Origin of the sequence: Streptomyces sp. NBC_01363 (genome assembly GCF_026340595.1) — a bacterium.
GTDB lineage: Bacteria > Actinomycetota > Actinomycetes > Streptomycetales > Streptomycetaceae > Streptomyces.
This window is the reverse complement of record NZ_JAPEPF010000002.1, coordinates 602,832-615,174: the sequence shown is the minus strand read 5'-3', so window position 1 is coordinate 615,174 and position 12,343 is coordinate 602,832. Positions and strand designations below refer to the sequence as shown.

Here is a 12,343-nt window from a genome sequence, read left to right as displayed (position 1 = left end):
GGTTCCTGTGACGCGTCACAGTACGCAGCCCGTCGAGGTGTGACGAGGACGGGTGTCGCAGGTCACCTCCGGGGCCGACACTCGGGTTCCGGGCCATCCGCCCGCACAGCACCGAAGGAGCCGCAGGTATGACCGAGCACAAGCCGACGGACTATCTCAGCTATATCGACCGGGTCTGGCAGGGCGAGGACACACTACTGGCGCACCTGTCCGGGGCGTACTCCGGCGCAGAGCTGGTGACCGTGCGCGAGCGGGTCGGCTTCCTGCCCGCCTTCGCCAATGTGGCGGTGTTCGACACCGGCGACGGACTGGTGCTGGTGGACTCCGGCGACATACGGACGGCGGCTCCGCTGCACGAGGCCGTCCGCGCCTTCAGTGAACAGCCGGTCGGTACCGTCGTCTATACGCACGGTCATGTCGACCATGTCTTCGGCGTCGAGCCCTTCGACGGGCAGGCCGACAGCGAGGGTCGCCCCCGTCCCGAGGTGATCGCGCACGAGGCGGTCACGGCCCGCTTCGACCGGTACGTCAGCACTGCGGGCTACAACACCTGGATCAACCGCAGGCAGTTCGGCGTACCGTCGCTGAACTGGCCGTCCACCTACCGCTACCCCGACACCACCTACCGCGACCGGATGACCGTCGTGCGCGGCAATCTGACCTTCGAGCTGGTGCACGCCAAGGGCGAGACCGACGACAGCACCTATGTATGGGTCCCCGAGCTCAAGACGCTGTGCACCGGTGACCTCTTCATCTGGAACACCCCCAACGCGGGCAATCCGCAGAAGGTGCAGCGGTATCCGGAGGACTGGGCGCGTGCGCTGCGTGCCATGCAGGAGCTCGGCGCCGAACTGCTGCTGCCCGGCCACGGTGTGCCGATCGTCGGCAGGGAGCGGGTGCACCAGGCGCTCGACGACACGGCCCGGCTCCTGGAGTCGCTCTGCGAGCAGACCCGGGACCTGATGAACGCCGGGCACCGGCTCGATGCCGTGCTGCACGGCGTACGGGTGCCCCAGGAACTGCTGCGGAAGCCCTATCTGCATCCCGCCTACGACGAGCCGGAGTTCGTCGTACGCAATCTGTGGCGGCTGTGGGGCGGCTGGTACGACCAGAATCCGGCGCACCTCAAGCCGGCCCCGGACGCCGCGGTCGCCACCGAGTTCGCGAACGCCGCGGGCGGCGCGTCCGTCCTGGCGCAGCGGGCGCTGAAGCTGCTGGAGGAGGGTGAGCCGAGGCTCGCCTCGCATCTGGCCGAGACCGCCGCGCTGGCGGCGCCGGCCGATGTGGAGGTGGCACGGATACGCGCACGGGTCTACGGGCAGCGGGCGGCATCCGAGACATCGACCATGGCACGTGGGGTGTTCAACTGGGCGGCGGCGGAGTCGGCCGCGGTGGCGGAGGGAACCGATCTGGAGACCGAGCTGACCCGCTCCGCCGACGGCCGGAAGCGGGCCGCCGGAATGATCAGCGTGGGTGTCGCGGACGAGGACGGGTGCGGCTGCGGAGCATCCGGGGAGGACGGGTGACCACGCCCGCCGGGGCCGTCGGCCGGCTCCGGGCGGGCGGCGCAACCGCGGTGGAGGAGCGGGCGCACAAGGGCGCCTGGGGCACCACCTGGCTGCTGCTCGCCTTCATGCTGGTCAATTTCGCCGACAAGACCGTCATGGGCCTGGCCGCCGGCCCGATCCGCGACGAGCTGGGGCTGACCCGGGGTGAGTTCGGCACCGCGCAGTCCTCGTTCTTCGCCCTGTTCAGCCTGGCCGCACTGGGGGTGTCGTTCCTGACCCGCCGGGTCCGCACCACCGTGCTGCTGCTCGGCATGGCGCTGCTGTGGTCGGTGGCACAGTTGCCGATGCTGCTCGGCGCCGCCGGTTTCGGGACGCTGGTGGCGACCCGGGTGCTGCTCGGTGCGGCCGAAGGACCGGCCGCACCGGTGGCGGTGCACCACCTTCACAGCTGGTTCGGGCAGAAGGAACGGACCCTGCCGACCGCCGTACTGATGGTCGGCGCGGCGGGCGGGGTGGCGCTGTCCGCCCCGCTGCTGACCCTGGTGATCGACGCGTGGGGATGGCGCTGGGCCTTCGGCGTCGTCGGGCTGGCCGGACTGGTGTGGGCGGTGTGCTGGTACGCACGGGGCGAGGAGGGGCCGCTCGCACCACCACCGGGAACGGCCGCCTCGGCCGGCTCCGAGGGGACCCGCCTGGCCGTTCCGTATCGCGGGCTTCTGCTCTCCGGCACCTGGCTGACGGCGGCCTTCGGCGCGTTCGCCGCCTACTGGATGCTCTCGGCGGGACTGACCTGGGCGCCCGACTATCTGCACGAGGTTTCGGGGCTGACTGCGAAGCAGTCGGGAGCAGTGGTGACGGCCACCGCCGTCGGCAACGCCGCGGTGCTGCTGACGCACGGGCTGCTGGCACGGCGGGCTTCCCGAAGGGGGACCGCGCCCCGGCTTCCGGCGGGACTCGGCGGTGGTCTCCTGATGTGCGTGGCCTCCCTGTCGATCGCGGTGTTCGCCGAGGTGGACTCCGTGGGTGCGAAGATCGCGCTGATGGTCGGTCCGATGACGCTGACGAATGTGATCCTCACCGTCTCGCAGACGGCCGTCGCCAGGATCACGCCCGCCGGGCAGCGCGGGGTGGTGCTGGGTGCCCTGGCCTTCGTCTACGCACTCGCCGGAATCCTCTCTCCGCTGGTCACGGGCCGGATGGTGGATGCGGCCGCATCCGTGCCCACGGGCTACCACTCGGCGTATGTGCTGATGGCCGGGCTCGTGGCGGTGGCCGGCGTGCTCGCCGTGTGCTTCCTGCGGCCGGAGAGGGACGCGGCACGGCTGGGCGTGACGGAGACCCCGCCGGCAGGTCCGGCGGCGCACTGAGACCGGCCGTCCACGGGCGCCTGTGTAAGGGTCTCGGACCAATGGACCGAGACCCTTACCGAACGCATTCCCCTACCGGATGCCTACCCCGTGCAGGAGGCCTGTACGGGAGGTTTGTACGGGAGGCCTGCATGGCAGGTCTGCACGGGAGGTCCGTACGGGCGACCCGCACGGCAGGCCCCCACGTGGGGTCTAACCGAGGGCACGTACTCCCGCTGTGACGACCACGGCGGAGCCCACGACCACGAGGAAGGGCGCACGCAGGACCAGCGCGAGCGCCGCCGCGGCGAGCCCGGCACCCCTGGCGTCCAGCGCCAGGTGCTGCCCGTCGCCGAACGTCTGCTGCGCGGTGAGGGCTGCCAGCAGTGCCACAGGCAAAAGCGCGGCGAGACGCTGGGCGAGCGGGCGTTCCAGCACACCGGCGGGCACCAGCAGTCCGAGCAGTTTGGCGAGGTAGCAGCCGACGGCGGTCAGCGCGATGGCGATCCAGACGTTCATCGGTTCTCCTCCGTGGCGGCCGTTTCCCGGCTCGTGCCCTTGCGGCGTCCGCTCAGGAAGAGGACGGCGGGGGCGGCGAGCGCCGACAGCAGGACGGGGACGCCCGCGGGCAGCACGGGCAGCAGGCCGAGTGCGAGCAGGACCGCGAGCGCGGCGGTGACGCGTTCTGTGGTGCTCTTCAGCATCGGCGCGAGGAGGGCGAGGAAGACCGCGGGTGAGGCCGCGTCCAGCCCCCAGGTGCCGGTGTCGCCGAGCGCCTCGGCGCCGAGGGCTCCCAGCAACGTGGTCAGGTTCCACAGCACGTACAGGGTCAGTCCGGTGACGGCGAAGCCGATCCGTGCCGCCCGCCGGGTCGGCTGCGGCAGTGTCACGGCGGTCGTCTCGTCGATGACCCACTGGGCGGCGAAGGGGCGGAGCGCCCGCGGGAGCGCCAGCAGCTGCGACAGCCGCAGACCGTAGAACGAGTTGCGCACGCCGAGGAAGAAGGCTCCGGCGGCCGCGGTGTAGGGGTTGCCACCCGCGGCGAGGGCGCCGACGAGGGCGAACTGCGAGGCGCCGGTGAAGACGGCGAGGCTGAGCGCGCAGGTCTGCAGCAGGCTCAGTCCGGAACCGGCCGAGGTCACGCCGAAGGCGAAGCCGGAGAGTCCGACGGCTATGCCGACACCGAGCGCATCGCGTACGACGGCCGCGTCCGGCTTCGCCCCGGCCGCGTCCGGCTGCGCTCCGGGGCCGGAGGCGTTGCCGTGGGGTGTGTCGGCCGATGCGCCGACGCCCTCTGGGAGTGTTGTCTGTTCTGCCACGCCCGGAACGCTACGTGGGCAGATCAGGACCGGTCTTGTACGTTCTTGCACGTTCGCGCTGGTACGCGCCGGGCGGCACTCCCACGATCCGGGTGAAGTGACGGTTGAGATGCGGCTGATCGGTGAAGCCGACCTCGGCGGCCGCCCGCGCGGGCGCCGTCCCCGCGTCGAGCATCCGGCGCGCCGCCCGCACCCGGGCATCGGTGAGCCAGGCGTGCGGCGGCATCCCGTACTGCTTCTTGAAAGCCCTCAGCAGCGCGAACGGACTGGTACCCAGCTCCGCCGCCAGCGCCTCCAGGGTGGGCGGCGCCGCCATCCTGCCCTCCAGCACCGCACGTGCCCGCGCCGCGTCGCGCGCGCCCGCCGAGCGGGGCGCGCGGGCGGGCAGCACGCTGCCGTGCCGGCTGAGCAGCCGAGTGACCATGACCCGCAGCACCGTGTCGGCGGCGAGCGCGTTTCCCTCCTCGGCCGCCCGGTGGACCTCGCCGATCAGCCGGGCCGCGTACGGGTCCACGACGCTGGTCTCGCTGAATCCGACCGTGCCGCGCAGGCTCGTCGTATCGGCCGCGATGTCATTGACCACCTGCGAGGACGGGTACAGCGTGGCGTACACCCAGCCCTCGGGCACACCCGCGCGGGCGGTGTGCGGAACCTCCGGGTTGATCATGACCACGGTGCCGGGACCGGCGTGGACGGTGCCGCCCGGCAACCCGACGTCCTCCACCCCGCGGCTGATGGTGCCGAAGACATAGCCCTCGTGGCTGTGGCGCGGGAAGGTGTGGCGCACGTACCGGGCGCGCAGCAGATCGAGGTCGGGCAGTTCCGCGTACTGCCAGTACCTCGCCCACTCCCCCGATCCCGACCCCGGTATCACCGCCATGAACGAATTCTCGCAGCTCCGGGGCGGGGCCGCCGAAGGTGGTCGGGGCCGTTGTCAGTGGCGGGGTGCACGATGGGGGACATGGTCGGCTCTGCGCTCGATTCGTTCTCACCCGCGACCCGCGGCTGGTTCGCGGGTGCCTTCAGTGCGCCCACCGCGGCGCAGGAGGGTGCATGGCGCGCGATCGGCGAGGGTTCGGACGTGCTCGTCGTCGCACCGACCGGTTCCGGCAAGACCCTCGCCGCGTTTCTCGCCGCGCTGGACACTCTGGCATCCGTCCCGCCGCCCGCCGAGGCGAAGAAGCGCTGCCGCGTGCTGTACGTGTCGCCCCTCAAGGCACTCGCGGTCGATGTCGAGCGCAACCTCCGCTCCCCGCTGACCGGCATCCGCCAGGAGTCGGTGCGCCTGGGGCTGCCCGAGCCCGAGGTCCGGGTGGGAATCCGTTCCGGCGACACCCCGCCCGCCGAGCGCCGCTCGATGGCGACCCGGCCGCCGGACATCCTGATCACCACGCCCGAATCGCTGTTCCTGATGCTGACCTCCTCCGCCCGGGAGGCGCTGTCCGGTGTCGAGACGGTGATTCTCGACGAGGTCCACGCCGTCGCGGGCACGAAGCGGGGCGCCCATCTCGCGGTGTCGCTGGAGCGTCTGGACGAGCTGCTGCCGTGTCCCGCACGGCGGATCGGCCTGTCGGCGACGGTCCGTCCGGTCGACGAGGTGGCGCGCTTCCTCTCGCCCCGGCGCAAGGTGGAGATCGTCCAGCCGCCGTCCACCAAGCGGTTCGACCTGTCGGTGGTCGTGCCGGTCGAGGATCTGGGTGAGCTCGGCGGCTCCCCCGCCACCGACACCGACCAGGCCGGCCAGGCGGACAAGCCGTCGATCTGGCCCCACGTCGAGGAGCGGATCGTCGACCTCGTCCAGCAGCATCGCTCCACCATCGTCTTCGCCAATTCCCGCCGCCTCGCCGAGCGGCTGTGCAACCGCCTCAACGAGATCGCGTACGAGCGGCTCACCGGCGAGACGATCGCCGAGTCCCACTCCCCCGCCGAGATCATGGCCGAGTCCGGTACGGCGAAGGGCGCCCCCGCGCTGCTCGCCCGCGCCCACCACGGTTCGGTCTCCAAGGAACAGCGCGCCCAGGTGGAGGAGGACCTCAAGGCGGGCCGGCTGCCGGCCGTCGTCGCCACCTCCAGTCTGGAGCTGGGCATCGACATGGGAGCGGTCGACCTCGTGATCCAGGTGGAGTCGCCGCCGTCGGTCGCCTCCGGCCTGCAACGGGTCGGCCGGGCCGGACACCAGGTCGGCGCGGTCTCCACCGGAGTGGTCTTCCCCAAGTACCGGGGCGATCTGGTGCAGGCTGCCGTGGTCACCGAGCGGATGCGCGAGGGTTCCATCGAGGCGCTCCGGGTCCCGTCCAACCCGCTGGACGTGCTGGCCCAGCAGTTGGTCGCCATGGTCGCTCTGGACAGCTGGCAGGTGGACGACCTGCTGGCGGTGTTCCGCCGCGCCGCGCCCTTCGCCTCCCTGCCCGAGTCCGCGTTCACCGCCGTGCTGGACATGCTCGCCGGCCGCTACCCCTCCGACGCCTTCGCCGAGCTGCGCCCGCGTGTGGTCTGGGACCGGGTGGCCGGTACGGTCACCGGCCGCCCGGGGGCACAGCGGCTCGCCGTCACCTCCGGGGGAACGATCCCCGACCGGGGGCTCTTCGGGGTCTTCCTCGCGGGAGCCGACCCCAAGAAGGGCGGCGGCCGGGTCGGTGAACTCGACGAGGAGATGGTGTACGAGTCCCGGGTCGGCGATGTCTTCACCCTCGGCACCACGTCCTGGCGGATCGAGGACATCACCCGCGACCGGGTCCTGGTTTCGCCCGCCCCCGGCGTTCCCGGCCGGCTGCCGTTCTGGAAGGGCGACCAGCTGGGCCGCCCGCTGGAGCTGGGGCGCGCGCTCGGGGCGTTTCTCCGCGAGATCGGCGGACTGTCGCCGGAGGAAGCCCGGGAGCGTCTGCTCGCCGCCGGTCTCGACACCTGGGCCGCCGACAACACCCTGTCGTACATCGACGAACAGCGCCGCGCCTGCGGCCATGTGCCGGACGACCGGACCATCCTCGTCGAACGTTTCCGTGACGAGCTGGGTGACTGGCGGGTCGTGGTCCATTCCCCGTTCGGCGCGCAGGTGCACGCGCCGTGGGCGCTGGCGCTGAGCGCCCGCCTCTCCGAGCGGTACGGCATGGACGCCCAGGTGATGCATGCCGACGACGGCATCGTGCTGCGGCTGCCCGACGCCGACCTGATGGGTCTGGACCTCCTGGACTTCGATCCCGCGCAGGACCTCACCCAGACCCCGGCCCAGGACCCGGCACCGCTGCCGGGCCCCTCGTACGACAGCGAACAACCACCCATCGGCGCGGCGGACGTGACGTTCGATCAGGGCGAGATCGGCCAGATCGTCACCGACCAGGTCGGCGGTTCGGCGCTGTTCGCCTCCCGGTTCCGCGAGTGCGCGGCCCGCGCCCTGCTGCTCCCGCGTCGCAGCCCCGGCAAGCGCACCCCGCTGTGGCAGCAGCGCCAGCGTGCCGCGCAGCTTCTCCAGGTGGCGTCGGAGTTCGGCTCCTTCCCGATCGTCCTGGAAGCGGTCCGCGAATGCCTCCAGGACGTCTTCGACGTCCCCGGGCTCACGGAAGTCATGGGCGATCTCGAAGCACGCCGTGTCCGGCTGGTGGAGGTGACCACCCCCGAGCCCTCGCCCTTCGCGCGCTCGCTCCTGTTCGGCTACGTCGCCCAGTTCCTGTACGAGGGCGACTCGCCCCTGGCCGAACGGCGGGCCGCAGCCCTCTCCCTCGACTCCCATCTGCTGGCGGAGCTCCTCGGTCAGGCGGAGCTGCGCGAGCTGCTCGACGCCGATGTCCTGACCGAGCTGGAGCAGGAGCTCCAGTGGCTGACCGAGGACCGCCGGATCAAGGACGTCGAAGGCGTCGCCGACCTCCTGCGGGTCCTCGGCCCGCTCACCGACGAGGAGTTGGCGGAGCGCGGCGCCCGCCCGTCATGGGCGCCGGAGCTGTCCGCGGCCCGCCGGGCCATCCGGGTCCGGATCGGCGGCGCGGACCACTGGGCCGCGATCGAGGACGCGGGCCGCCTGCGGGACGCCTTGGGCACCGCCCTCCCGGTCGGCGTCCCCGAGGCGTTCACCGAACCGGTGAAGGACCCCCTGGGCGATCTCCTCGGCCGGTACGCCCGTACGCACGGCCCGTTCACCTCCACCGAGGCCGCAACCCGTTTCGGCCTCGGCACCGCTGTCACGGACGGGGCGCTGCAACGGCTCTCCGCGTCCGGCCGGACCGTCCAGGGCGAGTTCCATCCTGCCGGTATCGGCCAGGAGTGGTGCGACGCCACCGTGTTGCGCCGGCTGCGCCGCCGTTCGCTCGCCGCGCTCCGCCACGAGCTGGAGCCGGTCCCGCCCGCCGCACTCGCCGGCTTCCTTCCCCAGTGGCAGCACCTGGGCAGCAACAGCCTGCGCGGAATCGACGGACTGGCCCGCGCCATCGAGCAGTTGCAGGGCGCGCCCGTCCCGGCGTCGGCGCTGGAGAAGCTGATCCTGCCGGGCCGGGTCACGGGCTACACCCCCGCGCTGCTCGACGAGCTGACCACCACCGGCGAGGTCGTCTGGGCCGGCGCCGGCGCCCTCCCGGGCAAGGACGGCTGGTTGTCCCTCTATCTCGCCGACAGCGCACCCCTGCTCCTCCCTCCCCCGCACCCGCTGGAGCTCAGCGCGTTGCACGAATCCGTCCTGACCACCCTGAGCGGCGGGTACGGGCTGTTCTTCCGGCAGATCGCCGATCAGGTCCGCGCCACCACACATCCGGACTGCACCGATCCACAACTGGCCGATGCCGTCTGGGAGCTGGCCTGGTCGGGCCGGCTCACCAATGACACGCTCGCCCCGCTGCGCTCGCTCCTCGGCTCCGGTCGTACGGCGGGGTCGACCGCCCACCGCGCCAGACGCAGTGTCCCGCGCGGGCGTTACGGCTCGCTCACCGCCGCCGCCCGGCCCGCGTCCCGCACCGGCCCGCCCACCGTCTCGGGCCGCTGGTCCCTGCTGCCCGCCACCGAACCCGACCCCACACACCGTGCCCATGCCCTGGCCCGCACACTCCTGGACCGCCACGGAGTGGTGACCCGCGGCGCGGTCCAGGCCGAGGGCGTCGAAGGCGGCTTCTCCGCGACGTACCGCATCCTGTCCGCCTTCGAGGACAACGGGCAGGCCCGGCGCGGCTACGTGGTCGAAGGGCTGGGAGCGGCACAGTTCGCGATGGACGGCGCGGTGGACCGGCTGCGTGCCACATCCACCGCCCGCGACCGTGCGGAGCCGGGCGCCGCGCCCCGCGCCCTGGTCCTCGCCGCGGCGGACCCGGCCAATGCCTACGGCGCGGCCCTGCCCTGGCCCGAGCCGCCGGACGGGGCCGGGCACAAACCCGGCCGCAAGGCGGGCGCCCTGGTGGTGCTGGTCGACGGCGAGCTGGCGATGTACATGGAGCGCGGCGGCAAGACGCTGCTGGCCTGGCCCACCGACCCGGACGACCCCGCTCTCCTCGCGGCAGCGGGAGCACTGGCGGCGGCCGCCCGCGCGGGGGCGCTCGGCACGGTAACGGTGGAGCGCACCAACGGCGCACCGTCCCTGACCTCCCCGCTCGGCCGCACGCTGGAGGCGGCCGGCTTCCTCGCCACTCCGAGGGGGCTCCGCCTGCGCGCCTGAACCACCGGCGCACCCCACTCCTCGTACGCCGCACCGCGCACCCCCACACCACGCACACCAGCCCACACCCCCTCCTCGCCCCGCATCATGGAGGCATGCCCGAAGGAGATACCGTCCTGCAGACGGCCAAACGTCTGCACACCGCACTCGCCGGTCAGGTCCTCACCCGCTCCGACCTGCGCGTGCCCCGGTTCGCCACCACCGACCTCACCGGCCGGACGGTTCTGGACGTCATCTCGCGCGGCAAGCATCTCCTCACTCGTATCGAGGGCGGCCTCACCCTTCACAGCCACCTTCGGATGGACGGTGCCTGGCGCGTCTACGCCACGGGCGAGCGCTGGCGCGGTGGCCCCGCCCACCAGATCCGTGCCGTCCTCGCCAACGCGGAGCACACCGCCGTCGGCTACCGGCTGCCGGTCCTCGAACTCCTCCGCACCCGGGACGAGGAGAAGGCGGTCGGTCATCTCGGCCCCGATCTGCTGGGCCCGGACTGGGACCCCGACACCGCTCTGCACAATCTGCTCGCGGCCCCCGACCGTCCCCTCGGCGAAGCCCTGCTGGACCAGCGCAACCTGGCCGGAATCGGCAACATCTACAAGGCCGAGCTCTGCTTCCTGGCCCGCGCCACCCCCTGGCTCCCCGTCGGCGACCTGGCCGCCCCCACCGCCGCCCGCCTGGTCACGACAGCCAAACAGCTGCTCGAAGCCAACCGCGACCGCCCGATGCGCACGACCACGAGCACGGCCCCGCGTGGGTACGGCCCGAAAGAACGGCTCTGGGTCTACGGCAGGGCCGACCGCCCCTGCCTGCGCTGCGGCACTCCCATCCGCTCCGCGGATCAGGACACCCGCCCCACCTACTGGTGTCCGCGCTGCCAGTCAGGCCCCCACACCAGTTGACGATCCGTCAGATCCAGTCGTACCGTCCGGTCATGCCCCTCACCGCGTACGACCTCACGGGCCGCTCCGCGTTCGTCACCGGCGCGGCAGGCGGCATCGGCCGAGCCTGCGCCATCCTGCTCGCGGCCGCGGGCGCCACCGTGCACTGCGCCGACCTGGACGAGAAGGGCCTGCTGGAAACCCGGGAGCTGATCACCGAGGCGGGTGGCGCATCCCGCATCCACGGCCTCGATGTCACCGACCGCAGTCGGGTCGAGGCCGCGGTGGCCGCCGCCGGCGACCTCGACATCCTGGCCGCCGTCGCCGGAATCATGCATTCGAGCAGCGTCCTGGAGACCACGGACGAGGATCTCGACCGCGTTCTCGCGGTCAATTTCAAGGGCGTGCTGTACGCCTGTCAGGAAGTGGCCCGCAGCATGATCGCGCGCGGCGCCCCCGGCTCACTGATCACCATGGCCTCGGGAGCGGTCGACTCCGCCGGCCCGGGGCTGCTCTGCTACAGCGCGGCCAAGGCCGCGGTCGTCCAGCTGACGAAGACGCTGGCGACCGAACTGGGGCCGCACGCCATCCGCGTCAACGCCGTCGCCCCGGGCTGGATTCGCACGCCCATGACCACCCGCCACGACGCGGACCGGCAGCACCGGGTGGAGGCCACGATGGCGCGGATCTCCCCGCTCGGGCGAGTGGGCGAACCCGAGGACGTGGCCCACACCGTGCTCCATCTCGCTTCCGACGCGTCGGCCTTCATGACCGGCCAGATCCTCCGCCCGAACGGCGGCGTAGCCATGCCCTGGTAGCCCGCAGCCCCCGCTCCACCCACCGGGCTCCGACATCGAACCAGCGGCCCGCCCACCGCTCCCCGACAGCCGACCACCGGGCCACGCCCGCTCGCACACCCCCTCCGCCCGCCTTCGCACCGCGACCGCCCGCCCCCGCCGACCCGGCGGTCGCCGCCACATGGACGGGCAGCAGGCTCAGCCCCCATCCACCCGCCGCCACCGCACCCTCGACAAACCCGGCATGAGCCGGCTCCAGCACGAGCCGCAGCACGGCCCACCACCACACCCCGCCGAGAACGAGCGCCGGCACCCATCGCCGTACCATGGCTGCCTCCTCCGGCCGAACCTAGTGCGGCGCGCTCGCCCGGCGGGAGGGCGCATCGGCGCACCACCGGCGCGATGTGCACAGCCGCGGACGATTGCGCGCTCTCGCCCGGAACTCCCGGGCACGGCGTGCCGGACCGTGACCCCGCTCCGGCCGGAGGCTCTCCGGCGCGGGACCGGAATGCGCGATCACGACGCGATCCCACCGGCCGACGTTCCGCTCTCCGCAGTCTCGCCCGGCCGGGCTCGGGCCGCATCCAGAACGGACGGTACCGCGGCACCACCGAGCCCCCACCGTTTCGGGTGGGGGCTCGGTGTACGCGGTCAGCGCTCGTCGTCGGGGCGCAGAGAGTCCTTCATGTCCTCCGCGCGCTCCTGGGCGCCGCTCATGGTGCCCTTGGCTCGGCCCTTGGCCTGGTCCATCTTGCCCTCGGCCTCCTTGCGCCGGTCGCCGGTCATCTTGCCCATGGCTTCCTTGGCCTTGCCCTTGATCTTGTCCTTGGCGCCTTCGTCAACCACTGTGACTCCTTCGGGTAGGG

General features: G+C 72.5%; 10 protein-coding genes. 5 read left to right on the top strand and 5 right to left on the bottom strand.

The annotated features are described in order from the left end of the window. Positions 1-128: 128 nt before the first annotated feature. On the top strand, positions 129-1,526 hold the full coding sequence (locus tag OG611_RS30785; protein WP_266427583.1) for an alkyl sulfatase dimerization domain-containing protein: 1,398 nt from the start codon (positions 129-131) through the stop codon (positions 1,524-1,526). Continuing rightward, the gene (locus tag OG611_RS30780; RefSeq protein WP_266427581.1) at positions 1,523-2,875 is read left to right on the top strand and encodes an MFS transporter; all 1,353 of its coding nucleotides are present in this window, start codon (positions 1,523-1,525) and stop codon (positions 2,873-2,875) included. The genes OG611_RS30785 and OG611_RS30780 overlap by 4 nt, the downstream gene beginning before the upstream one ends. 192 nt (positions 2,876-3,067) lie before the next feature. Here OG611_RS30780 and OG611_RS30775 read toward each other — a convergent pair whose 3' ends face one another. Genes OG611_RS30775 through OG611_RS30765 form a run of 3 tightly spaced genes read right to left on the bottom strand, consistent with a single transcriptional unit; the run spans position 3,068 to position 5,053 of the window. Beyond that, on the bottom strand, positions 3,068-3,373 hold the full coding sequence (locus OG611_RS30775) for an AzlD domain-containing protein (RefSeq protein ID WP_093539376.1): 306 nt from the start codon (positions 3,371-3,373) through the stop codon (positions 3,068-3,070). Next, positions 3,370-4,173 (bottom strand): AzlC family ABC transporter permease, encoded by an 804-nt coding sequence (locus OG611_RS30770; protein ID WP_266427575.1) that lies wholly within the window; start codon positions 4,171-4,173, stop codon positions 3,370-3,372. The genes OG611_RS30775 and OG611_RS30770 overlap by 4 nt, the downstream gene beginning before the upstream one ends. Before the next feature lie 10 nt (positions 4,174-4,183). Then, positions 4,184-5,053, bottom strand: coding sequence for an AraC family transcriptional regulator (locus OG611_RS30765; protein ID WP_266427573.1), 870 nt, complete (start codon positions 5,051-5,053; stop codon positions 4,184-4,186). Positions 5,054-5,134: 81 nt separating this feature from the next. Here OG611_RS30765 and OG611_RS30760 point away from each other — a divergent pair, with 81 nt between their 5' ends. From OG611_RS30760 to OG611_RS30750, 3 genes are all read left to right on the top strand, one after another. Next, positions 5,135-9,802, top strand: coding sequence for a DEAD/DEAH box helicase (locus OG611_RS30760; protein ID WP_266427570.1), 4,668 nt, complete (start codon positions 5,135-5,137; stop codon positions 9,800-9,802). 95 nt (positions 9,803-9,897) lie between these two features. Further along, positions 9,898-10,701, top strand: coding sequence for a DNA-formamidopyrimidine glycosylase family protein (locus OG611_RS30755; protein ID WP_266427567.1), 804 nt, complete (start codon positions 9,898-9,900; stop codon positions 10,699-10,701). A 32-nt stretch (positions 10,702-10,733) separates the two neighbouring features. Next, positions 10,734-11,498 (top strand): SDR family NAD(P)-dependent oxidoreductase, encoded by a 765-nt coding sequence (locus OG611_RS30750; protein WP_266427564.1) that lies wholly within the window; start codon positions 10,734-10,736, stop codon positions 11,496-11,498. Here OG611_RS30750 and OG611_RS30745 read toward each other — a convergent pair. Further along, positions 11,446-11,805 (bottom strand): hypothetical protein, encoded by a 360-nt coding sequence (locus OG611_RS30745; RefSeq protein ID WP_266427561.1) that lies wholly within the window; start codon positions 11,803-11,805, stop codon positions 11,446-11,448. The two genes, OG611_RS30750 and OG611_RS30745, sit on opposite strands and share 53 nt — an antisense overlap. 323 nt (positions 11,806-12,128) lie before the next feature. Then, entirely contained in the window at positions 12,129-12,323 is a 195-nt protein-coding gene (locus OG611_RS30740; protein WP_266427558.1) for a CsbD family protein, read from the bottom strand. Positions 12,324-12,343: the final 20 nt, after the last annotated feature.